Genomic DNA, 23,427 nt, shown 5'->3' on the forward strand with positions numbered 1-23,427 from the left:
AAAGGTTAGATCTCGGCTACATTAGATACAGATCATCACGAGCCATCCTTGGAGATGGTCCTTGAGGGTCGGTCTGATTCCCTAGCTCTGTCAGAGCAGGCATAGGGATTGGGTGCCTGGTCAGAGGGGGAACGGAGGATGGAGCTTTTGTGGGCGACCGAAGACTTCGTCATCGCTGGGCGACCATATGCAGGGTTTCCCATCCTCCTCTGCGACACGATGGAGAGCTGCGTCCCGGCCAATCTATTCCTTCGCAGCTACCTGCTACGCGGGGCCATTGGCTCTAAGCGATCTTGGCCCAGTACCGGGCGCGCCATGTACGACTTCTTTAGCTTCCTCCAGGCTCATGACCTGGACTGGCGCGATGTTGATCGTGGCGAGGCTAAATGCCTAACGGCGGCCTATCGGGATTACTGCTTGATTGCCTGTGAGTTGTCGCCGAACACCATTCGTCAGCGCCTACATTACATCTGCAAGTTCTATGAATTCGCGCATAAGAATGGATGGGTAAGCCGCCTCCCATTCAATTACGAAGAGCGCACCGTGAATCGTGACAAAGGCCTACTCGCGCATCTCGACACGAGTGGCGGCAAGGCCAGTGCAAATGATGTGATGCCGCGTAAATCTAAAGCTCTACCCAAGTATCTGAGCATGGCTGAGGTTAAGGCACTTCTGGCTTCAGCAGATAATCCCCATCACCGAATGATGATGCGCTTTGCACTACATACTGGCCTACGCCGCGAGGAGATCGCCGCCTTCCCGTTGGCCTACGTATTCAGTCCAGAAAAGGCAGGAAGGACCGAACGCAACATCCGCATTTATCTGGATCCGTTCGACGGCAGTGGCATGGTGACCAAAGGCAGCAAGCCGCGAGCAATTTACGTCAGCTGTCAACTCATGACAGAACTCTATAATTATCAGACGAAAGTGCGTGGCGAGCGCGCTTCACTGAGCAAGACCCCGCAGAAGGCGCTATTTCTCAACCGTTCCGGAGAAACCTACGGGGAGGAAGGGAAAAGCCTTAATCGGATCATCAGGAGCGCCGGTGAGCGGGTGGGGATCAAGGCCCATACGCACTTGCTCCGGCATACCTATGCCACCCATACCTTGGTCAGTTTACAGCGCACCCCAGCGAGCGGCCTGGACCCGCTGGTTTTCGTTCAACGACAGCTCGGCCACGCATCAATTCAGACGACCATGGTATACCTACATCTGGTTAACGAAATGGCAGACGAGGCGGTACTGGCCTATGACGACGAGCTGAGCACAATGGCAGGAGTGAGTTAATGGGTAAGCGCAAGATTTTTGCCAAAACAGATATCGGCATTCCAGGAGTTGAACACTGCCGCGACGATGGTGGGAAAACGGTTATTCTGCCTGATGCCTTTCCCCTATCGGGTACTACGGTAGAGTTCGAGCGAAGCCCATCTAACTGCCGGAGTTTCAACTTTTCCCGCTGGTACGGCGCTGGCATAGATACCATTACCCATGCCTGCCAACGCCAGATCGAGCGCTTCCTCGCAGGTCAGGATCGCGTTGTATCAATCCAGACGATAACTAGTTACTGCCTAAGTGGTCTACGCAGTTTTCTCGATTATTGCTCGTTGCGCGCGACGGCGGCGGCAAGTGTTCTCACCCTGAAAAATATTAACCGGGACTTGATTGACGGATATCTCATATATCTGGCTGGGTTAGATTATAAGAAAACTAGTCAAAAGTGCTGCTACACAGCCACCAAAAGCGTACTTGTCCCCCTAGGGCAGCGTGGTTTTTTTGACCTGATCAACTTCGGCGATGCAGCCACCTTCCCGACAAACCCATTTCCGTATTCTAACCACAAGGCCGTAGGCGAGACCGCCCTGTCCAAGCACGAACGGCAAGCATTTAGTGTGGCACTCAGGGAAGCAATCAAACCGATTTGGAACGAGGATGTAATTTTAACCAGCGATCTACTAGCTTTCGCCCTGCTGGTCGTGGCGCTGCATACGGGAAGCAATACAACGCCCTTGCTGGAAATGGACCGCAACTGCCTCCGCCCGCACCCTAAGGACAACACTGTTTTTCTGGTTCTGTGGAAGCGTCGCGGTTACAACACTATCAAAGTGGCACTGCGCTCCGATCCATGCGGAGAACGTCTTCTCGAATCCACACCGTGTGTGCACACTAATGTAGAACGTCTGATCCGACGCGTTGAAGCCCTGACAAGACCACTAGATGCAGAAGCCCCTGACGATTTAAAAGGTCGCGTATGGTTGTATCGTCCCCGTGGGGGAAAAGATGCGGGTAAAGTCACCTCACTGAGTGTAGGGGCGCTGTATGAGGCGGTGAGCCGCCTCGTAACCGATTATAGGCTGCGCGATAGTGCAGGAGAGCCGCTGCGTATCAACGTCTCGCGCCTGCGAAAGACCTTCGCCAACCGCATCTTCGAATTATCCGGCGGCAACTTGGCAATCACCGCAGCGGCCCTCGGTAATACCTTACGGGTCGCCGACCAAAACTACCTGGCGCCAGACTCCGATGCCCGGCACAACTGGCAGTTCATGGGCGAGCTACTGGTTCGAGAGCTACTCACCCAAACTATCGGTGCGAGCTACAAGGACACCCCGGTAGGCCAATGCGCTGATCCAATAAACGGCCAGTACGCCCCGAAAAATGGGAATGGCGCGACTTGTACAAACTTCATGAACTGCTTGCGCTGTAAACACTACGCCGTGACTGCGGAAGACTTACACAAGGTGTTCAGTTACTACTACCGCGTGCTGAGCGAACGCTCACGTATGGACAAGCGGCGCTGGGCACGGGACTACGCTCATATACCCCGCCTGATTGACCACTACATCGTTACCGAGGGGTTGCGGCGTGGCACCTTCAAGAGCGCTGACGTAGACGCTGCCCGTGAGCGGGCGCGTGCCCAGCCGCATCCGTTCTGGTCGGTTGACTTACTCGACAGCCTGGAGGTTTTCACATGAGCGGCTACGCACAGAGAGAGTTAACTTGGTCCACCCACACTGCCCAGCCTAGCGAGGTACGTGGTCTACCTGAATCCGAGCGCGACGCCCTCATCATTAAGGCTACTCATGTCGATGGGCAGTGGGTGATCATTAGCCGCTATGGAGACGACATCTGGGAACTCGACGGCTTAAATAGCAACGTACAAACCAACAGAAAACAGCTAGCGTTTCATACTTTGCCCCGGGCGTTCAGGGCGGTAATGAAGGCGATCCTTTACCGTTACCTGCACAGTGGACGCCGTGGAGGCGGTCGGCCCAAGGGTGGAGGGGTACTTAAATGCTATACCGCCGCGCTTCCATTCCTGCGCCACCTTGAAGCTCTAAACCTAGACCATCTAGGCGCGGTGACACCCATGGTATGTGCGACTTATGTAGCAGCCTGCAAAGCCCACGTGCAGACAGGCCGCAACCAAGGTAAACCACTGGCGCAGGGGGCGCTGCAATTCCGTTTCAGCGCAGTTGAAGCGCTGTATGAACTCAGTCAGTACACTGATGACCCCATACCAGAGCATCCCTGGCCCGAGACCTCCTCGACAGCGATGGCTGGTCTGACGGCCCAAAGCGCTAACTACTATCTGCAAAGTAGAAAGACGCCGCTGATTCCAGATGACGTGTTCTGCATATTGTTCGAACGAGCCTATCATCAGGTTGAATGTGGCAACTATTTGCTTGACATACGCGACGAGCTAAATGCTTTTTCGGCTCAGTGTAAGTACCAGTGCCGCAAAGCTATTCGATTGGCCAAGAATCGCAAGCTGGAGAGTCTTGGTTGGAAAGACGGTCTGAGGGAATTCCTTAAGGCAGTCAACAACCTACGTATATCCTCTTATATCGTACTGGCCAGCACCTCTGGCTGCCGCAACCATGAACTGGCTTATGTGCAGAAGGGAGCGTACCACCAAACCCAGGACGATGAGGGCACTAGCTACCACTGGATGCGCTCACGATCGCAAAAAACCGATGTAGGCATCCATGACTGGATGATCCCTGAGGCCGGCGTGCAAGCCCTGCACCTGATGGAACGTTGGGCCGCTCCCTACCAGACCATGATTGACGAGGAGATCGTGGAGCGTCGCCGAACCAATCCACACGATCCGGAAATCGTTGAGGCATACAAACACCGTCAAGCCCTCTTTATCGGCATAGTGTCGAAGAAGGACAAAGAGGTTCGCACGGTCTCTAACACCAATTGGAATAAAGAGCTTAAGGCATTCGCTAAAAATTGCGGACTAAGCTGGGATCTTACCAGCCACCAGTTCCGGCGCAAGTTCGCCAATTACGTTGCGCACAGTCGTTTCGGTGACCTGCGCTACCTCAAGGAGCACTACGCGCACTGGTCGATAGACATGACTTTGCTATATGCCATGGATGAGAATTGGGGGCAACATCTGGATCTTGAACTGTTCGATGAGACTCAGGCGGAACTTAAAGACGGCGGTTGCAGGAGCTGAGTGCAACACGGTTATTGAATTGAAACCGGAGCATCATGCCGCATTGCCATGGCATTTTGCATGACCTCTCCCATCACCTCGATGGGGCATTTGAAGTCGAAGCGCTTGCGCGGTCGCATGTTCAGTTGCAGCGCAATGGCGTCCAGCTCCTCCTGGCTATGTACCGACAGGTCTGTGCCCTTGGGCAAGTACTGGCGAATCAGGCCGTTGATGTTTTCGTTGCTGCCGCGCTGCCAGGGGCTGTGCGGGTCGCAGAAGTAGATCGCCACGCCGGTTCTTTGGGTGATCTCGGCGTGTCGCGCCATCTCCCGGCCCTGGTCGTAAGTCATGCTCTTGCGCATCTCCAGCGGCATGCTATTGAGCGCGGCGCTGAAGCCTTCCAGCGCCGAAGTCGCCGTCGCGTCGTTCATCTTCACCAACATCAGGTAGCCACTGGTGCGTTCCACCAGCGTACCGACGGACGAGGCGTTGGCCTTACCCTTGATGAGGTCGCCTTCCCAATGCCCCGGCATCAGCCTGTCTTCAATCTCCGGCGGGCGCACATGAATACTGACCATCTCGGGGATCTGGCCGCGCCGATCCACGCCACCAGAGCGCGGCCGGCGCGTCGTCTTGCCTTGGCGCAGACAGATGATCAGCTCCTTACGCAGCTCACCCACTGGCAGGGCATAGATCGCGTTGTAGATCGTCTCGCGACAGACGTAGGCATCTCGCAGGTTGGGTATGTTCATGCTGCGCAGCTTGCCGGCAATCTGCTCGGGAGACAAACGCTCACGCAGCATATGGGTCACCAGTTCGAAGCGCTCGCTACCCGGCAACAGTTTTCGCATCGGTCGACAAACCTGGCGGCGGGCCTGCATTTGCTGCTGGGCCAGGCGGGCCGAGTAGCCACCGCAAGCACCTCGGTTACGGCGCAGCTCACGGCTGATGGTCGAAGGGGATCGGTTGATCAAGCAGGCAATCCTGCGCAGGCTGAAGCCTTGGGTACGACCGATTTGAATGGTGGCGCGCTCTTCAACGCTGAGTTCGGTATAAGACATAGGGGCAGCACCGTACCGGAAAGGTCAGGTGTTGCACTCAGTTTTTGCCGCCGCCGACATTAAGCTCGGAGTCGTCGATAGCTGGCTGAGTGACGCCCCCCTAGCCGGCGGCTATGGCCGCTCTATCAAACAGTGGCATCGGGAACCGAAGAACCTACTCATCTACAAAGATCGCGCCACAATGCTGAAGTCCATCGCAGAGAGCACCGCGATTCGCAGCAACGGCCATGCTTGGTGTACGGCCGACGATGACGGTTGCGTTGGCAATACCCTTGAGCGCACCCGATGCAGTAACTGCAGCAATGCCGTGATCGGTCCTCACCATGCGGCCATCTACCAGCGATGCTACGAGGATCTAAAGGGGCTCCTGCATTGTCCAGGCATTGGAGAGGGAGGCCGTCAGCGGGTGGACCGCGACCTGAATCGCTGCCGTGACGTACTCGCCCAGTTGGGTATTGATCCAGAGACCTACGCATGAAGCCTGGAAAAGTAACCGCCAAATACAAGCCGGCTGAGGATCGAGAGAAAGATCTGCGGCTCGCGCTCTACCGTATCCAGCAAGGCCGCGCTCACACTGGGGAAACTAAGGTTTCGATTGCTGCAGTAGCCCGCGAGGCAGGTGTATCGACGGCACTGATCCACAACCACTACCCTGGAATCGCCGAGACTATTCGAGAGGTTATTGGACGCTCCTGTCGTGCTGCGCGAGATGTCAAGCACCAGGACTTGATTGAAGAACGGAAAAAAAACTCTGTTTACCGTCAAAATATCGAGGAATTGCAGGCAAAAGTTGCCGCCCTTGGGTCGATCAATGAGGTTCTGCTGGACGAGCTTCGAGTGCTCAAGGCTAAGATGAACGATCACAACGTAATTGATCTAGCTGCAAGAAAGCCGCATGGATAGCACGATTTCTCCATACCAAATCCTCAAGAGCTACTCCGAAAGGCCTGGGCGTTGGAATAACGCAGCTTAACTCCCTCGAAAGCGGCGACGTGCCCCTGTTAAAGTCGCGTATCCAGACAAAAGGCCACCTATTATCGATGGTCGTCCTCAATGCAGCGCCTATCCCAGCCCATCAATCAGCGAACGTTCGGTGGACGCCAAGAATGCCATGGCGTTGCACATCATCGTTGGTGCGCTCAAATCGGGCCAACCATTTGGCCCGGACTTCTTGATCAAGATCGCCCTGAGAGACGATCTCTGGACTATATTTTGAGTTGTGCTGTTCCTTCGCAAAGAGCGGTTAAGTTAGGCGTGCCCATTGACGGAAACATGACATGAAATTGACAAAGCTAGCTGCGTTCCTGATAGGCCTATCTCTCACCCCCGCTTGGGTATTGGCCGCGCAAGCCACTGAAGAAAGCGCCATGCCCCTAGCACAGCAACAAGCCGTCGATGTCGATGAATTTGATAAGCACATGGTGCAGGCTCAAGAGCATCTGAAGAAGATGGAGGAGCTTATGACCGAGATCCAACAAGCCAAGGATCCCAAGGAGCGTCAGAAACTCTTGCAGGAGCATCAAGCGATGATGCAACGCGGCATGGAAATGATGGGGGACTTGTGGGGCAGAGGGATGATGGGGCGTCAAATGACGAAAAGCGGGATGGTAGGCTGGAAGGATATGGGGGACCGGTACTCAGCGATGACCCCGGAGCAGATGAAGCAGCACCAGTACATGATGGATCGGTACATGGGGATGCAACAAATGATGATCGATCAGCTGATGCAGCGCCAACACCAAATCGACATGCAGCCACCGGAAAGGCGCTGACCATTGCCTTTTTGATTTTTCACTTTGAACTCAGTACGTACCCTCGGGATGCGAGATTGGCAAGTTCATTGCGATCCTGGAAGAAGGCTCGAAGCTGAAGACTCTTTTTCGGCTGGAGAACGTCAATGAAGACGGAACCCGTCGGCTGAAGCGCCTAAAGGAGACTGGCTTAAAGCCAATCCTGTACCCCATATGCTGGTATTAGCCTTGGAGCGTTTGGCACACGCCAGGATCAAGCACAGCAACGTGTTGTGACCGTACAGCGCCTCGGCTCACCGAGCGCAATTTCCCAAGCCGACAACGACGAAACCACGCACCACATCGGTGAAAACAACATCGCAAAATTAAAAGAGGCCGATGTAATCGGGCACCTTGGGGGAGCGGCTTTCCGTCAATTATCCAGCGCGTCGAGGGGCAAGGGGCAAGCGTCGGGTAATACATCTTGACATTACTCTCATCCCCTTGCTAGCACTGCTGGGAAGCCTTCACAAGCGACCGGATTATCTGGCCTTGACAGCATTGTCAGCCTTAAGCTCATGGCAAGTTAAAGCACATCAATTCACACCAGACGACCTGCACTCGGCGCAGCTGTAGGGTATCGATGCCAATCTCGAACTCAGCCCATGACCAAGGACGATTCAAGGCGAGCCGTTACCTCGATCATCGAGTCAACCATTAATTTTATTCCAATCAACCTCTCCATTGCTTTGTTAGCTAGACTGAAAACCAATACGACGTAAAAGTCGAGGTTGTACCTCATGTACTGGTTCCGCCGTCACCGCCAAAGCCTATTGCACCTCGCCCTCGTGGTATGGGTGCTAGCTGTGGCCGTGATGGCAATCCAGGGTTGCTTGGTGCAACCGAATCACAATATCGCCGCGCCACACCATGCCGAGCAGTATGTGGTGGATGGCCATGTTCTCCACACCAGTGGTTGCCTTCAACACTGTGGGGACACTGCCACGGCGATAAAGCCTGCATTGCAGACTCCAGCATTAGACCCCATCCAGTGGGCCACCCTTTTGCTGTTAACTGCTGCAGTAGTAATGGTGCTTAATCCCGAGGAAAAATCCTCCTTTGCCGCTCTTGCCCTGAAGCGCCCCGCCCCGCCGGAAGGCCCAGTCCGCCTGACTTTCGTCCGTTTCAACGATTAACACCTACACCGGTTGCTCCATCTTGCTGCGCTGCTTTTTCGCGCATCAGTTACTCCTGCTTATCCCATCACAATCTCAGGAGTTCATCATGCATAAACATTCTAAAAATCGTCCTAGCTGCCGTCCTACCTAGCGGTGCACTCATGGCCTCGGCTGAGGATGCGCATCACCGATGCCTGACGCAACCGAGACCACAGCCCCAGCGTCGGCGGCCGTGACTAAAGCCATGATCGAGCAAATGGACCAAATGCAGGCTGAAAATTACAAAGCACTGGTGCTGGCTGGGTTAGCGCTGACCACACCCGTCTGATGTGCGTTGTTAAAGAATCCGGCACGGCGAAGTCACTTACTGAGCCGACGCTGATGACTCCTTGGCAGTAGGAGGTTGGTATGGATCACGAACCACAAGCGGACAACAGCCAGAGTCGTGGGATGTTCTGGGCCATGGGCGCTATTTTTTACAGTTCCTTACAGCCAACTGATCACCCAACATACGTGCAGAACGCCTTACCCTACCTGCAATTAGCAACCGACCCACTTATGCATTTATGGCCGACGACCGCGGCGATCATCCGCAAAGGCACGAACAGAAAACACACCAGGCAAGTGAGGAGCACCAACCATGAACCATACTGAATCGGCCTATGGTCTTTGGTCGCTGGTCATAATCAACTCGTTAGTGTTTATTTTGTTCGCTTTCAGCTTCACACGGCCTAAGACGAGCCGCGATTGGCGCTCCTTTGGCATGTTCTCGGCGTTCCTAGTGGCTCTGTTTACCGAAATGTACGGTTTTCCACTGACTATCTACCTGTTGATGCCCTGGCTCACTCGTAACTTCCCTGGTATCGACTTCCTCTCGCACGACGCAGGGCATTTGCTCGAAACCATTATGGGGTGGAAGGTCAATCCGCACTGGGGCCCATTCCACATTATCAGCAATCTGCTGATCGCTGGCGGCTTCTGGTTACTAGCGGCCGCCTGGCGTGTGCTCTACAAGGCCCAAAGCACTGGCCAACTGGCGATAGTCGGTCCCTATGCACGGATCCGTCACCCGCAGTACGTCGGTTTCGTGCTGATCATGTTTGGCTTTCTGTTGCAGTGGCCGACATTGATCACCTTGGTAATGTTCCCAATCCTCCTGCTGGTCTACGCCAAGCTGGCGAAGCGGGAAGAACAGGAGATGCTTGCGCACTTCGGTGATGCCTACCGCTTTTATTGCGAAAATACTCCAGCGTTCCTGCCTTGGTCGACCACCCACAGTCCCAGCACTACTGACGACCCTCCAAGCTCGGGAAAACAACCATGAACGCTCCCTGGAAAACTGGCATTTCTCTGGCCTTGACCATGGCCATTTCCTACACCATCTGTGCACTGCTCTATGCGCTATGGCCTGCGCAGGGTATCGCCTTTCTCAGCGCCCTGTTCCATGGACTCGACTTCGGTCGCCTTCAATCTTCGCAAGACTACGGTGTGGCGACCTTCGTCGGGCCACTGCTGGTCTTGAGCGTATGGGGAGCGGTGGTCGGAACCTTGTTTGCTTGGCTATCCGGCAAGCTGCATGGCAGGCCTTGATAGCTGATTCGATGAAGAGGCAGTGATGAACGAATCACACATGCAACACAGCCAGCATCAGCAGACGCTAGCTTCAGGAAAAATGGCTAAAGATCCGATCTGCGGGATGATGGTGGATAAGACCAAAGCACTGTCACGAGAACGTGGCGGGCGCCGCTATTACTTTTGCAGCGATACCTGCCTACGAACCTTCGAGTCGCCAGAAAACGAACTGAAGGCGATGAAAACTCGCGTGACTATTGCCCTGACCGGAGTACTGGCCTTGGCGCTACTGCGTGCGGGTGCCTTCATTGCACTGGCTGCTGGTGCCACACTGCTGACTTGGGTGCCGATCCCGGCGCTCCCTTGGTTCACGTGGGGTATATGGCTATTCCTGCTGGTAACACCAGTGCAGTTCATCGGTGGTTGGAGTTTCTATAAGGGGGCATGGAACGCCATTCGCACCCGTAATATCAACATGGATTTTCTGATCGCCCTAGGCACTTCGGTCGCTTATTTCTATAGCGTCGCGGTGTTGTTCTTCCCAGACGTCTTACCTGTCAAGGTGGCCGAGCGCGACGTCTATTTCGAGGTGTCGGCGGTCATAATCGCCTTCGTACTGCTTGGTAGGTACATGGAGGAGATCATCAAGAAGAAGTCCTCCGCCGCAGTACGGCGCTTACTTGATCTCAAACCCGCGATCGCACATGTGATTCGTGATGGGCAAGAAGTCGACCTGCCCGCAGAGAGCGTCATGGCCGGCGAGTTCCTGGTCGTCAAACCTGGCGAAAAAATCCCCACCGATGGTGATGTCAGTGAAGGTCAGTCAACGGTAGATGAGTCCATGCTGACCGGTGAGTCGATGCCGGTCGACAAACACCCGGGTAGTCCGGTGATCGGAGGCACGCTCAATGGCAGTGGCGTGATCACTTTCAAGGCGAGCAGAATCGGTGCCGATACCGCACTGGCGCAGATAATCAAAATGGTCGAGGAGGCACAGACCAGCACGGCACAGATCCAGCGATTGGCCGATCAGGTCACTGGCTACTTTGTGCCGGCTGTGGTGACCGTCGCACTGTTGGCCTTGGTCGGTTGGTCTCTTGCGGGGAATTTCCCACAGGGGTTATTGGCCTTTATCGCGGTTCTGATCATTTCCTGCCCTTGTGCACTGGGCGTGGCGACGCCCGCCGCGCTAATGGTCGGTGTCGGCAAGGGGGCCGATAATGGCATCCTTATCCGTGGCGGTGAAGTATTAGAGCGGGCAGAAAAACTGAGTACGGTGGTGTTCGACAAAACCGGCACTATTACCCGAGGCGAACCAAACGTAACCGATGTGATCCCGTTCGGCACAGCGTTGGAAAACGAGGTTTTGATGCTCGCCGCCGCCGTGGAATCCGGCTCAGAACATCCGCTCGGCGCAGCGATAGTTCGCGCCGCCCGGCATCGCGATATCAGCCTACCGAAAGCGACCGACATCAATGGGATCGCCGGTCACGGCATCGAGGGCAGTATCGACGGTCGCAAAATCTGGTTGGGCAATCGGCGTTTATTCGCCCGCCAAGGCATTTCGACCGAGGTTGCCGAGGAGCACCTCATCAGCCTGGAAGCCGATGGCAAGACCGCCATGCTGGTCGGTGTCGGTGATCGCTTGCTCGGGGTCATTGCTGTGGCCGATACCATTAAACCCGAAGCGGCTGAGGCCGTTGCGGCATTGCAGGCAAGCGGCATCAAGGTCGTGCTACTGAGCGGCGACAACCGCCGTACTGCCGAAGCGGTCGCTCGGCAGGTCGGCATCGAGCGAGTGATTGCCGAGGTATTGCCGGACGACAAAGCCGCAGTGATCCGTCAATTGCAAAGCGAAGGGCAGGTCGTGGCCATGGTTGGCGATGGTGTCAACGATGCGCCTGCCTTGGCCACCGCAGACATCGGCATCGCCATTGGCTCAGGTTCGGATGTAGCCAAGGAAACCGGAGGCATCATCTTGCTCAAGAACGATGTACGTGATGTGGTCACTGCGATCAAGCTGTCGCGCGCGACCATGGTCAAGATTAAACAAAACCTGTTCTGGGCGTTCATCTACAACAGCATCGGCATTCCAATCGCGGCCTTTGGACTGCTTAACCCCATCATCGCTGCCGCTGCTATGGCACTCAGCTCCCTGTCGGTAATCGCCAACTCCGCGCTGCTGAAACGTGCCCGTATTGGCTTAAGTCAGGAGGCCAAATCATGAAGCGCGAGGTTTTTATTATCTGCCTCCTGGTGAGTGTTGTGGGTATCGCAACAGTGGTTTACCTGTTGGGGCTGACTGGAAAATCGTTTGTCCTGGCAGCAATTTTCCTGCTGTGCCCGGTCTTGGTCGGGGTGCAACTTTTTCGCGGCGTCCGCCAATTTGACAAGGACATGGCCGAGGCTCATCGGCAACTGAAAAGGAAAAAACTGCCTTGATACCTAATCCGACTTACCACCCTAAATTGCCGACGCACTGGACAGATAAACCGATGCGCTTATAGCCGTCCCTCCCGTTCCCTCCAAGGAGTGCCATCATGAGTCAACATAACTTACCCCAGCACCGCGCAAGGGGTACCAACTGGTACTTTTTAGGCTTCCTTGCCATCATCGGTTATTTCCTATTCACCGAGCACAGGGCCCACGTCATTCCGTATCTGCCATTCCTGCTAGTACTGGCCTGCCCACTGATGCATTTTTTCATGCATCGTGGGCATAGGCATGGCGAGCATGAACACGATGAAAGTGGTGAACACGACAGTTGCTGTGGCCATCAACACACCAGCGCTCGCAATAGCCATGAGCACGATGGTCTACACGATAACAAGACGAAATATCCTGATCGCCCTGCATGACAGATTGGCAGTATTTTTTGCTATACCATCACTCGATCGCCATATTCATTTCAGGACTCAGTGTACCGAGCCAAGCAACAAGGCTGATAATGGCAACGGCCACAGCAAATTCCAGAATGATACTGCGACGCAGGGCGCTGATGGCTGGAGCATAACGACCAGTTTCTAACGAACGATCAAGCAACGGACTGAGGCGGAAGCGGTTCGCTGCTGCAAGGACCAACATACCTGCAAAAAGTGCAATCTTGAGCGCTAGCAATGAGCCGTAAGTGCTCTTCATCACGCCACTGATCTCTGGGCCAACAATAAGAACGTAGTTTGCAATACCGGTAATGGCCAAGCTGATCACGATCAAAGCCCCTGCAGACTCGAAACCAGTCAAGGTCCGCGACAGCAGGCGAAGATGTTGCTCCCCGTCAAGCCTTTTAGAGCGGAGCAGCAGCACGAATGCGACCAATGCTCCGAGCCAGCCACCCGCACCGAGAAGATGCGTAATGTCACTGGTGAAATGCACATAGCGCAGAATACCTTCATCCATAGCTCCATGCCCTGTCCATGCCAAGGTAGCTAGGGCTATAGCACCCAATGCTGACGCCATAACCAAGCTTAATGTTGGGGCGCGCTTGCTGAGCATCGCAGCCATCGCGGCCAATGACAGTGCCGCTATTCTGACCATCCAGGTCAAGCCCACATCGGTGCCGGTCAAGATCATTTGCAGAATATGGCGGTGCAGCTCTGAAAAACTGGAAACACCACTCATCACCTTCGCCATCTGCAGCATTGCTACCACAGAAAGCAAGATGCCGATAAAGGCGGCCCACAGCAATATCGCCTCAAAATTGAACACAGCCCCGCTGATCCTCTCTTGTCCCTTGAGGCTGTAAAGCCCGAACAATGCGAGACCAAAAAGCATAATCAAGTCGATATACAGGGCGAAACGTAGAGTGATTGTGATGGGGTCGCCCATGGCTTACTTCACCTTGAAGGTTACAGCGCCAGTAATCGGATGCGTATCGGAAGAAATAGCTCGCCATTGGACTTGATAAGTCCCAGTGGTCAGCGGAGCTGTCGGCGTGATGAGCATCACATTCGGATCGACACTGCCAGAGACAGCAGCCTTCACGCCCATGGGGGACGAATGAGACATACCAGGCATTTCAGTCATGACAAGCTTGGCGCCAGAGAGCTGAGTTAGCAGCTTCTCCGAAAAATGTAGCTCAATCTTGGCCGGCGCCTCGACAGTGCTTCCCTCGGCAGGTGACGAGGACACCAGTTTAGGGTGCGCTTGGACCGCTGCACTCAGCAACATTCCAGCTCCGAGCGCAGCCATGACGGCGAGTTTTCTAAGACTTTGCATGCAAGATTCCTCGCGGTTAATACCGCAATGTGTGTCTATTTAGTAATAAGGATAAAGGGGCGGTTAGAACCACATACGCACGCCGACAACAAGACGTGTGTCGCTGGAGTCTGCCCCCTCTTCGCTGGCGTAATCCGCCGTTTTTCCGTAGAGGTGGTTCCAGGTGACGCCTATGTATGGCGCGAACTCTCGGTAGATCTCATAACGAATCCGCAGTCCGATCTCTGAGTCCGAGATACCGGATCCGGTGCCGCGTTGAGGGTCATTCTGGCCATAAAGGTTCACTTCGGCTGTCGGCTGAAGGATCAAGCGATTGGTTAGGAGGATGTCGTAATCCCCTTTGAGCCTCAAAGCACTTTGACCATTTTCCCCCAAAAATGCAGTTGCCTGAGTTTCAAAGTCATACAGGGCCAAGCCTTGGATGCCGAATGCAGCCCAGGTTTGTGGCGAGCCAGGCTTGAAGTCCTGCCGCACGCCGCCAACCAGATCCCACCACGGGTCGATGGAGTGTCCCCACAGGGCCTGCAGCTCTGCTTTCTCGGTAGCACCATTAAACCGCTCTCCTTCGGAGCGCAGCCATAGTCGATCAACATTGCCACCCACCCAGCCGTTAGCCTCCCAACTGAGGGCGCTGCCTTGATCAGCATTCTGCCACTCCAGTTGATCAATGATGAACAATGAGTTAAGAGCTTTCCCGCCCATGTGGTGATCCATACCGCCCCTATACACAGCAGCACGGTCAGCATCAGTTAACGCAGGGATTGGCGTCCGGCTTTCCGATGGTGCCGCGGGCTGCATTCCTTGCATATCGGAATAATCCATGCCCTGCATTTGCGAGTGGTCCATGCTCTGCATCTGGGAGCCGTCCATGCCTTGCATCGGCTCATCTGCACGCACGCCTGCAAGAGGTAGCAGGCTCACCCCGAGGATCGCGAGGCTGGCCAGAACGGGGCGGCGGGTCTGTTCGAATTCCATGCTTTTCTCCTACTCCTGCACTCGCACTTCACGGAACATGCCCAGTTCCATGTGATACATCAGATGACAGTGATAGGCCCAGCGGCCTAGGGCATCAGCCGTCACACGATAGCTGCGCTTAGACCCCGGCGGCATGTCGATAGTGTGCTTTCTCACCATGAAATTACCCTGTTCATCCTCCAAATCACTCCACATTCCATGCAAATGGATGGGGTGCGTCATCATGGTGTCGTTCACTAGGGTGATACGAACTCGCTCACCGTATTTGAGGAGTAGCGGTTTGGCGTCGGCGAATTCAATGCCATCGAACGACCAGGAGAACTTCTCCATGTGTCCGGTCAGGTGTAACTCGATGGTGCGGGAAGGATCACGACCGTCAGGATCGACGAAGGTGCTCTTGAGGTCTGCATAGGTCAGCACGCGTCGGCCATTGTTACGCAAGCCAATACCTGGGTCACTGAGCTTCGCCATAGGGCTCATGGTTTGCATATCGACCAAGGGGTTGTTTGCTTCGGATGCAGGATGAGATTGCATTTTTGCGCCCATTCCTTGCATCTGGTTTTGGTCCATGCCGGCCATGCTGTCATGGTCCATGCCGCCCATATCCATGCCGGCCATGCTGCTATGGTCCATGCCGCCCATATCCATGCCGGCCATGCTGCTATGGTCCATTCCGACCATATCCATGCCGGCCATGCTGCTATGGTCCATGCCCCCCATTCCCATATCGTCCATGGTGATTTGCGGGCGCGGATCCAGTGCAGGCACAGAGGCACTTACTCCTTCTTTTACGGCAAGGGTGCCTCGGGCGTAGCCAGTACGATCCATGGATTGGGCAAAGATGGTGTAAGCGGCCTGGTCTGTCGGCTCGACAATGACGTCATAGGTTTCAGCAACGGCAATGCGGAACTCATCGACACTAATCGGCTGGATTGGCTGACCATCTGCAGCCACGACCGTCAGCTTCAGCCCAGGAATTCGAACATCAAAGTAGGTCATCGCCGAGGCATTGATGAAACGTAATCGAACCTTTTCGCCGGGCTTAAAGAGACCAGTCCAATTAGTATCGGGAGCGTGGCCGTTGACAAGATAGGTATAAGTATAGCCGCTGACATCGGCGAGATCAGTGGGGCTCATCTTCATTTCAGCCCACATCTTTCGATCAGCAATAGTTTTCGACCAACCCTTCTCGCTTACATCATCAATGAAATCCCCGACAGTGCGCTTATGGAAGTTATAAAAACCAGAGTTTTTCTTCAGCTTGGCAAGGACGCGACTGGGGCTCTCATCTGACCAGTCGCTCAGCATTACGACATAGTCGCGATCAGAAGAGAATATCTCTGGCTCTTTTGGATCGATAATCAAGGGGCCGTAAACGCCAACCTGCTCTTGGAAGCCCGAGTGGCTATGATACCAGTAGGTACCATGCTGCTTGACTGTAAATTTGTATTCATACATACCATCGGGTGCGATTCCCTGAAAGCTCAGGCCCGGAACGCCATCCATGTTGGTTGGGAGGATTATTCCATGCCAATGAATGGAGGTCTCTTCCTTCAGGCGATTACGAACGCGGATCGTAATGGTGTCACCTTCGCGCCAACGCAACGTTGGCCCCGGAAGTGATCCGTTGATAGTCATCGCTGTACGAACTGCTCCCGTCAGGTTGACAGGAGTTTCACCAATGAATAAATCGAAATCCGTACCAGCAAGCACCGTCGGTTGAGTCGGACTGGCCGCGGCCCAAACTGGAGTGCGCCACAAACCGAGTCCGCCGAGAATACCTGTTGCGGCAAGCCCCTTAACGAAAGTCCGTCTTGACGTTTTGTTTTGCATTCCGCTACGACCCTGCTAGGAGAGAGAGATCTTATGATCCAATTTATAGAACGATTTGCGAGCTACTTTTAATAATGGCTTTATGCTGCCACTGACGACCAACAGCTCGGACGTAATTGAAAATTTGCCATATTTAGGCATCAATAGTGATTACATTTCTGTAAGAATTCGACCTCGCCGCGGCTTGTCTGGATTGTGGGGCGACGCACACCCGCAGCTATCATCGCTGTCAGCCGCCACAGCAACCGCAAACCTATCGCTCTAATGCAGCGGGAGACGCTGCTATCAGTTACTTTATGGCAATCTGCCCCACCATCCCTTTCTGGTAATGCCCAGGAATGTTGCACGCAAATTGTATTCCCGATGCACTGCTAAAAGTCCAGACCAGTTCCTTGGTCTGACCTGGCTCAATCAGAACACTGTTGGTATCACTATGGTTCATGCCATGCATGTTACCCTCCATGCCAGTCATGCCATGGCCGGCATCGTTCACTTTCATCGCCGTGAGATAGCCGCTCTTGAACATTTCAACCATTTCCTTCTGGTGCTCTAGGTGTGCGATTGACGTGCCCAAGTTGAATTCGTGAAGCACCAAACCTTCATTTTTCAAAATAAATCGAACGGTCTCGCCATTCCTTACATCTATACGAGACGGTTCAAAGTAGAGGTCTCCAATTTTAACCTCAATCGTTCGATCTGCTTTTTCCGGTACTTCACGATGCCCAAAGTCGAAACTCACAGTCTCTTCGCTAGCCATCGAGGCTGCTGATAGAGCCGACAAAAGCAGACCAACTAATAAACTTGGAATTTTAGTTCCCATAAAACACCTCGCAAACCAATAGTCATTTCAAAGGCAGCTCAATAGAATATAAATCATGAAATTGGCATTAGCACTTGAACGGCTATGCTGATTGCTAAAAAAACGGCTCCAAAGCGGAGCCGTTTGGCCAAAGGAGCATTGGTGGTGGCCCTTAAGGGGATCATGCCAGTCGTGCACCTCGCGTGCTCAGATAGCCACAAGCAATGCACCAGCCCTAGAAATCCATCTCAACCTTAGCTATACCTTCCTTACCCTTGGCTTATGCTCAGATTACATTTTTGTCAGTATCTGGTTGGTGATGATTAGTAGCGGCACACTCTCAGTATTGTTCAGCTATTGAGTAAGAAAAATGAGACTGCTTGTCGCGGAAGACGAACCAAAAATTGGCTTGTACTTGCAGCAAGGACTGCGCGAAGCAAGCTTCAATGTTGACTTGGTCAATTCAGGTACTGACGCGCTCCAGCATGCACTCAGCGAGTCGTATGACCTGCTAATCCTAGACGTCATGATGCCTGGCCTCACTGGATGGGAGGTGCTACGCATGGTACGGGCCGCTGGCAAGGATGTTCCGGTGCTGTTCCTCACTGCTCGCGACGGTGTGGATGATCGCGTCAAGGGACTTGAGTTGGGAGCAGATGATTATCTGGTTAAGCCTTTCGCCTTTGCCGAGCTCTTAGCGCGTGTCCGCACACTGTTACGGCGTGCGACAGGAGCCCCAGCCCAAGTGACCCTGAAAATCGCGAATCTCGAAGTGGACCTTCTCAAGCGCCGGGCTACGCGGGGTGGCGTACGCATTGACCTGACGGCAAAGGAGTTCTCGCTGCTTGAACTGTTGATGCGGAAGCGCGGGGAGGTTCTTCCGAAATCGCTGATTGCGTCCCAGGTATGGGACATGAACTTTGATAGCGATACTAACGTTATCGAGGTAGCGGTGCGGCGGCTTCGGGCCAAGATCGACGATGATTTTGAGCCCAAGCTGATCCATACGGTTAGGGGCATGGGGTACATGCTCGAAGAGCCCGAGCAGCAATGACACGTTTATCTTTAACCGCTCGCATGAGCCTGATGTTCATGCTCGCTGTAGTGTCGGTTTTGACCGTTGCCGGAGTGAGCTTCAGTGAACTCAGTCGCCGACATTTCTGGATGCAGGACCAGCAGACGATCACCGAGAAGCTCGATTCTATTCAACAAATTCTTATGGCCTCAAATTCCAATCTGGAGAGCAGCCACGTTCGCCTGGAACTGAATGCTTTACTTGGTGCACACCATGAGCTTGAAGCGGTCATCACCACAACGGAGGGTATTGTTCTTTTTTCGAACTCTCACATTTCTAATTTACCGACACCGTTTTCTCAGGAAAATGCAGATATGTGGAGGTGGGAGCATAATGGTCGGCTGTACAGGGGCATGACTGCGAGGGTTGGCCCACAGTCTGGGCCTCACTCAGCAACTGCCACCCTGATATTGGATGTTACTAGCCACTCACATTTTTTCATGATGCTAGAGCGTTGGTTCTGGATAGGCCTAGCCATCAGCGCAATTACAAGCGGTGCATTGGGGGTCGTAGTTGTTAGGAATGGGTTGCGACCAATACGCCAAGTAACTGCGGTAGCCACATCGATGTCAGCAAAGTCCTTAAAAGAGCGCATTCCACTGGCCCCAGTCCCCTCTGAACTCCAAGAGCTGGTAAATTCTTTCAATGAGATGCTGGCCAGACTAGACGATTCGTTTGTGCGCCTCTCCAATTTTTCGGCAGATATTGCCCATGAGCTCCGCACCCCTATCACAACGTTACTCACCCATACAGAGGTGATTCTCAGCAAAAAGCGTTGTATCGAAGACTATGAGGAAAACCTCTATTCCAACCTCGACAGCTTGAATCACATGTCACGAATGATCGATGACATGCTCTTCCTGGCAAAGTCTGACAATGGCCTTATCACTCCTGATTCAACCAGGATCAATCTTGAGGAGGTTGTGCTGAAGCTCTTCGAATACTATAGCCTTCTCACAGAAGAGCGCGGCATTGACCTTCGCCTTAGCGGCGCAGCGTGTATTCAGGGCGACAGCTTGATGTTGCGTCGGGCAATTTCCAACTTGCTATCGAACGCTGTCCGCTACACCCCTGCGGGTGCAACAATCGACGTTACTATTGAAAGTCGTACTGATGCCGTGACACTTTCCGTTGTCAACCCCGGAGGTACAATTCCCCCCGAGCACCTGAATAAGTTATTCGACCGTTTTTACCGTGCCGACCCCGCACGAAGCGAGGGGGAATCACATAATGCGGGCCTTGGCCTAGCGATTTCGCGTTCAATTGTCGAGGCACACCATGGGCGAATTTGGTGCACCTCAACAAACGGAGTGACAGCGTTCCACTTGGAGTTTCCACTGCGTACTTGATGGTGCGCGGCACGATCAAAACGGCGTGTCTCGTTGAACTCAAGGCGCGCCACTGGAAAGCAGCCTGCCAGACAATTCGCCCAGCTATTGGGTCGTTGGATAGTCGGCGACAACCTCATCGACTCCATCATGGGTAAGGCCAATCACCTGGTAGGTCTGCCGGGCCCGGCCCATTTCCATGCCCGGCGAGCCAGCGGGCATGCCTGGAGTCGCTATGCCGACCAGCTCCGGATGCTGCACCAACTCGCGAATCTGCTCCACTGGAACATGCCCCTCGACGAACTTTCCGCCAATCACGGCGGTGTGACAAGAAGACAGTCGTGGTGCCACGCCCAAGCGCTCCTTGAGTGCGCTCATGTTCGGCTCGACGTGATCGTTCACACTGAAGCCGTTGGTCTCCAGATACTTGATCCAGCTCTTACAGCAACCACAGTTGGGATCGCGGTAGACGTTGATGGGGGTGGCGGCCTGTGCGATGGATGCCATGAGCACGCCAACGAGAGCGGTCAGACGAAGTACCTTGTGCATGGCGCATCCCTCTCTCAGTGGCAGCAACAGGAGCTACCGCCACAACCAGGCGCCTTGCCGCCTTCCGGCATCAGGGCCGGGCCCTCAACCTTCGCCGGATAGCCGGCGTCCTGCAGGGCAGCTATCAGCGCCTGGGCATCGGCGTCACCGCTGACGCGCACCCGGCCTGCCGCGAGGTCTAAAGACACTTCGGCAACCCCAGCAACCAGCGCCAATGCGGCATTCACGTGTCGGACACAGGAAGCGCAGTTCATACCTTTAACTCGCAGATCGATGCTTTTCATCGTGGTGACTCCTCAGTAAGGAAACCTTCTCTGCCCAGGATGCCGACTAAAAGCGGCTGGGGCCTGGAACCATGTTCGACCTTGACATAGTGGCAAGGTCAAGCCTGTCAAATCTAGCTATCGAGCGAGACATTGCGCAGGCGTAAGGCATTGAAGACGACCGATGCCGAACTCACGCTCATAGCCAAAGCAGCAATAATCGGGGAAAGTAGATGCCCGGTCAGCGGATAGAACAACCCAGCTGCCAGTGGTATGCCCATAGCGTTGTAGGCGAAGGCGAAAGCCAGGTTCTGGTGCATGTTTCGCACCGCTGCCATTGACAGATTGCGAGCGCGGAGAATGCCTAGCAGATCGCCTTTGACCAAGGTGACTTGGGCACTATTCATCGCTACGTCGGTTCCGGTACCCATAGCGATACCGACATCGGCACGCGCTAGGGCGGGCGCATCGTTGATGCCGTCGCCGGCCATTGCCACATGGTGTCCTGCAGCTTGCAGATCGGCAGCCAAGCGCTCCTTATCCTGAGGCTTGACCTCGCCGTGTACTTCCTCGATGCCCAACTGCCGGGCCACCGAGCGAGCTGTAGTCAGACCGTCACCAGTGGCCATGATAACCCTAACACCAACGTCCTGCAGGTATTGCACTGCCTGTTTGGAGGTAGGCTTGATTGGGTCTGCGACCGCCAGCAAACCAGCTAGGGCGCCGTCCACCGCTAGATACATGATGCTTGCGCCGTCGCTGCGAAGCTGCTCGGCTCTGGCCTGTAAGGCAGCGTAGTCCACCCCAGCATCGGCAAGCAGCACAGTATTACCCAGCAGTAACTGATACCCGTCGACTTGGCCGCGAACGCCAATTCCCGACGCACTTTCGAAGTTATCCGCTGTACTGAACGTGAGCTTCTTCGCTCGCGCCTGCTCGACGATGGCCTGAGCCAGTGGATGCTCGCTGCCTTGGTCTAGACTGGCGGCCAGCCGCAGAACCTCTTCAGCGCTGAAGCCGACCACTGCCTCGACACTCTGGAATGCCGGGCGCCCCTCGGTAAGGGTGCCGGTTTTGTCAACGATCAGCGTATCGATCTTGCGCAAACTTTCTATAGCCGCCGCATCGCGGAACAGTACTCCGCTGCCAGCGGCCTTGCCCGTGGCGACCATCACCGACATCGGGGTCGCCAGGCCGAGGGCGCAGGGGCAGGCGATGATTAGCACTGCCACAGCATTTATCAGGCCGAACACCCAACTGGGCTGCGGCCCCCAGATTCCCCAGCCAATCAGAGTTAGCAAGGCGATCGCAATGACTACCATCACGAAGTAGCCAGCAATCACGTCAGCCAAGCGCTGCATCGGCGCCTTCGAGCGCTGCGCTTGCACAACCATCTGCACAATCTGCGCAAGCATGGTTTCCGATCCAACCTTCTGCGCCTGCATAATCAGGCTACCGTGGGTATTCAAGGTTGCACCGATGAGCGTGTCGCCCACCCGCTTCAGCACCGGCAAGGGTTCACCAGTCAGCATGGACTCATCGACGGCGCTTTCGCCCCGGACGACCAGACCATCGACCGGGACCTTCTCACCGGGGCGTACGCGTAGCCGGTCACCTAGATGCACGTGGCTGAGCTCGATGTCCTCTTCGCTATCATCGGTATTGATCCGCCGGGCCGTCTTCGGTGCTAAACCCAGCAGCGACTTGATAGCCGCCGAAGTCTGCGAGCGCGCCTTGAGTTCGAGCATCTGCCCCAACAAGGTCAGCGAGATAATGACTGCTGCAGCTTCGAAATAGACGCCGACACGCCCCTCCATCATGAACGTTGCCGGGAACACTGACGGGGCCAGTGTGGCCACGACGCTGTAGAGAAAGGCGGCGGCCGTGCCTAGACCAATCAATGTCCACATATTCGGGCTACGCTGCAGTACCGAGCGTAAGCCACGAACATAGAACGGCCATCCAGCCCAAAGCACGACGGGGCTGGCGAGGACGAGCTCAACCCAATTCTGCAACACGCCATGGAACAGATTCAAAGCATGCCCGCCCATAGCCAGCAGCGTAACAACAATGGTCAGGGGCAAGGTCCACCAGAAGCGCCGGGAAAAATCCCTGAGCTCAGGGTTTTCTTCCTGTTCCAGCTCCGGTAGTACAGACTCTAAGGTCATGCCGCACTTGGGGCAGGTACCCGGACCGAGCTGACGTATCTCGGGGTGCATTGGGCAGGTGTACCAGGTTTCACCTGCCTGGGCTACGGAGCTCGTTGTCGAGATTTGCACTGCAGCGCGATAGCGTTCTGGCGCTTCTTGGAACTTCAACCGGCATTTTTCGCTGCAGAACAGCCAAGTCTGTCCCTTGAAATCCATGCGATGAGGGCTAACCGCACTAACCGTCATGCCACAAACCGG

The 23,427-nt window shown here is 54.7% G+C and carries 23 protein-coding genes and 1 pseudogene; 15 read left to right on the forward strand and 9 right to left on the reverse strand.

Annotated elements, in window-relative coordinates:
* The first annotated feature begins 138 nt into the window (after window positions 1–138).
* The 3 genes from ACE4QZ_RS01290 to ACE4QZ_RS01300 are packed head-to-tail and all read left to right on the forward strand — an operon-like array spanning window position 139 to window position 4,462.
* A complete protein-coding gene (locus ACE4QZ_RS01290) occupies window positions 139–1,287 on the forward strand; it encodes a tyrosine-type recombinase/integrase (protein WP_410480314.1) in 1,149 nt (382 codons plus the stop codon).
* On the forward strand, window positions 1,287–2,969 hold the full coding sequence (locus tag ACE4QZ_RS01295) for a hypothetical protein (RefSeq protein ID WP_410480315.1): 1,683 nt from the start codon (window positions 1,287–1,289) through the stop codon (window positions 2,967–2,969). The genes ACE4QZ_RS01290 and ACE4QZ_RS01295 overlap by 1 nt, the downstream gene beginning before the upstream one ends.
* On the forward strand, window positions 2,966–4,462 hold the full coding sequence (locus ACE4QZ_RS01300; RefSeq protein WP_410480316.1) for an integrase: 1,497 nt from the start codon (window positions 2,966–2,968) through the stop codon (window positions 4,460–4,462). The genes ACE4QZ_RS01295 and ACE4QZ_RS01300 overlap by 4 nt, the downstream gene beginning before the upstream one ends.
* 11 nt (window positions 4,463–4,473) lie before the next feature.
* On the opposite strand, the gene ACE4QZ_RS01305 is transcribed toward ACE4QZ_RS01300, so the two are convergent.
* Window positions 4,474–5,502 carry an IS30-like element ISPsp7 family transposase gene (locus ACE4QZ_RS01305; RefSeq protein WP_011911495.1) on the reverse strand — a complete coding sequence of 343 codons (1,029 nt, stop codon included), beginning with the start codon at window positions 5,500–5,502 and terminating at the stop codon, window positions 4,474–4,476.
* 55 nt (window positions 5,503–5,557) lie between these two features.
* On the opposite strand from ACE4QZ_RS01305, the pseudogene ACE4QZ_RS01310 reads away from it, so the two are divergent.
* The 10 genes and pseudogenes from ACE4QZ_RS01310 to ACE4QZ_RS01355 form a co-directional block, all read left to right on the forward strand.
* Window positions 5,558–5,980 (forward strand): annotated as a pseudogene (locus ACE4QZ_RS01310) (integrase); the annotation flags it as partial.
* Window positions 5,977–6,405, forward strand: a complete 429-nt coding sequence (locus ACE4QZ_RS01315) for a TetR family transcriptional regulator (protein ID WP_410480317.1) — start codon at window positions 5,977–5,979, stop codon at window positions 6,403–6,405. The pseudogene ACE4QZ_RS01310 and the gene ACE4QZ_RS01315, both read left to right, overlap by 4 nt.
* A gap of 374 nt (window positions 6,406–6,779) precedes the next feature.
* A complete protein-coding gene (locus ACE4QZ_RS01320) occupies window positions 6,780–7,274 on the forward strand; it encodes a hypothetical protein (RefSeq protein WP_410480318.1) in 495 nt (164 codons plus the stop codon).
* A 758-nt stretch (window positions 7,275–8,032) separates the two neighbouring features.
* Window positions 8,033–8,428 carry a hypothetical protein gene (locus tag ACE4QZ_RS01325; RefSeq protein ID WP_410480319.1) on the forward strand — a complete coding sequence of 132 codons (396 nt, stop codon included), beginning with the start codon at window positions 8,033–8,035 and terminating at the stop codon, window positions 8,426–8,428.
* Window positions 8,429–8,600: 172 nt separating this feature from the next.
* The gene (locus ACE4QZ_RS01330; protein WP_410480320.1) at window positions 8,601–8,738 is read left to right on the forward strand and encodes a hypothetical protein; all 138 of its coding nucleotides are present in this window, start codon (window positions 8,601–8,603) and stop codon (window positions 8,736–8,738) included.
* 312 nt (window positions 8,739–9,050) lie between these two features.
* A complete protein-coding gene (locus ACE4QZ_RS01335) occupies window positions 9,051–9,734 on the forward strand; it encodes a methyltransferase family protein (protein WP_410480321.1) in 684 nt (227 codons plus the stop codon).
* Entirely contained in the window at window positions 9,731–10,000 is a 270-nt protein-coding gene (locus tag ACE4QZ_RS01340; RefSeq protein ID WP_410480322.1) for a DUF5676 family membrane protein, read from the forward strand. The genes ACE4QZ_RS01335 and ACE4QZ_RS01340 overlap by 4 nt, the downstream gene beginning before the upstream one ends.
* Before the next feature lie 25 nt (window positions 10,001–10,025).
* Window positions 10,026–12,209 carry a heavy metal translocating P-type ATPase gene (locus ACE4QZ_RS01345; RefSeq protein ID WP_410480323.1) on the forward strand — a complete coding sequence of 728 codons (2,184 nt, stop codon included), beginning with the start codon at window positions 10,026–10,028 and terminating at the stop codon, window positions 12,207–12,209.
* Entirely contained in the window at window positions 12,206–12,424 is a 219-nt protein-coding gene (locus tag ACE4QZ_RS01350) for a hypothetical protein (protein ID WP_410480324.1), read from the forward strand. Before ACE4QZ_RS01345 ends, ACE4QZ_RS01350 begins: the two co-directional genes overlap by 4 nt.
* Window positions 12,425–12,522: 98 nt before the next feature.
* Window positions 12,523–12,840: a DUF2933 domain-containing protein gene (locus ACE4QZ_RS01355; protein ID WP_410480325.1), complete on the forward strand. Its 318-nt coding sequence runs from the start codon at window positions 12,523–12,525 to the stop codon at window positions 12,838–12,840.
* A 28-nt stretch (window positions 12,841–12,868) separates the two neighbouring features.
* Here ACE4QZ_RS01355 and copD read toward each other — a convergent pair whose 3' ends face one another.
* The 5 genes from copD to ACE4QZ_RS01380 form a co-directional block, all read right to left on the reverse strand.
* A complete protein-coding gene (gene copD, locus ACE4QZ_RS01360; protein ID WP_410480326.1) occupies window positions 12,869–13,807 on the reverse strand; it encodes a copper homeostasis membrane protein CopD in 939 nt (312 codons plus the stop codon).
* 3 nt (window positions 13,808–13,810) lie between these two features.
* Complete coding sequence (copC, locus tag ACE4QZ_RS01365; RefSeq protein WP_410480327.1) at window positions 13,811–14,197, reverse strand: copper homeostasis periplasmic binding protein CopC; 387 nt, start codon at window positions 14,195–14,197, stop codon at window positions 13,811–13,813.
* Window positions 14,198–14,260: 63 nt separating this feature from the next.
* Window positions 14,261–15,172 carry a copper resistance protein B gene (locus tag ACE4QZ_RS01370; protein ID WP_410480328.1) on the reverse strand — a complete coding sequence of 304 codons (912 nt, stop codon included), beginning with the start codon at window positions 15,170–15,172 and terminating at the stop codon, window positions 14,261–14,263.
* 9 nt (window positions 15,173–15,181) lie between these two features.
* Window positions 15,182–17,005: a copper resistance system multicopper oxidase gene (locus ACE4QZ_RS01375; protein WP_410480329.1), complete on the reverse strand. Its 1,824-nt coding sequence runs from the start codon at window positions 17,003–17,005 to the stop codon at window positions 15,182–15,184.
* 289 nt (window positions 17,006–17,294) lie between these two features.
* Window positions 17,295–17,825 carry a plastocyanin/azurin family copper-binding protein gene (locus ACE4QZ_RS01380; RefSeq protein WP_410480330.1) on the reverse strand — a complete coding sequence of 177 codons (531 nt, stop codon included), beginning with the start codon at window positions 17,823–17,825 and terminating at the stop codon, window positions 17,295–17,297.
* A 349-nt stretch (window positions 17,826–18,174) separates the two neighbouring features.
* Here ACE4QZ_RS01380 and ACE4QZ_RS01385 point away from each other — a divergent pair, with 349 nt between their 5' ends.
* Both ACE4QZ_RS01385 and ACE4QZ_RS01390 read left to right on the forward strand, forming a co-directional pair.
* A complete protein-coding gene (locus tag ACE4QZ_RS01385) occupies window positions 18,175–18,858 on the forward strand; it encodes a heavy metal response regulator transcription factor (protein ID WP_410480331.1) in 684 nt (227 codons plus the stop codon).
* A complete protein-coding gene (locus tag ACE4QZ_RS01390) occupies window positions 18,855–20,228 on the forward strand; it encodes a heavy metal sensor histidine kinase (protein ID WP_410480332.1) in 1,374 nt (457 codons plus the stop codon). Before ACE4QZ_RS01385 ends, ACE4QZ_RS01390 begins: the two co-directional genes overlap by 4 nt.
* 84 nt (window positions 20,229–20,312) lie before the next feature.
* Here ACE4QZ_RS01390 and ACE4QZ_RS01395 read toward each other — a convergent pair whose 3' ends face one another.
* The 3 genes from ACE4QZ_RS01395 to ACE4QZ_RS01405 form a co-directional block, all read right to left on the reverse strand.
* Complete coding sequence (locus ACE4QZ_RS01395) at window positions 20,313–20,756, reverse strand: DUF411 domain-containing protein (RefSeq protein WP_410480333.1); 444 nt, start codon at window positions 20,754–20,756, stop codon at window positions 20,313–20,315.
* Window positions 20,757–20,770: 14 nt separating this feature from the next.
* Window positions 20,771–21,040, reverse strand: a complete 270-nt coding sequence (locus ACE4QZ_RS01400) for a heavy-metal-associated domain-containing protein (protein WP_410480334.1) — start codon at window positions 21,038–21,040, stop codon at window positions 20,771–20,773.
* A 113-nt stretch (window positions 21,041–21,153) separates the two neighbouring features.
* The gene (locus tag ACE4QZ_RS01405; RefSeq protein ID WP_410480469.1) at window positions 21,154–23,415 is read right to left on the reverse strand and encodes a heavy metal translocating P-type ATPase; all 2,262 of its coding nucleotides are present in this window, start codon (window positions 23,413–23,415) and stop codon (window positions 21,154–21,156) included.
* Window positions 23,416–23,427: the final 12 nt, after the last annotated feature.

Origin of the sequence: Pseudomonas sp. DCA-1 (assembly GCF_046523955.1) — a bacterium.
In the GTDB taxonomy this organism is placed as follows: Bacteria; Pseudomonadota; Gammaproteobacteria; order Pseudomonadales; family Pseudomonadaceae; genus Aquipseudomonas; species Aquipseudomonas putida_Y.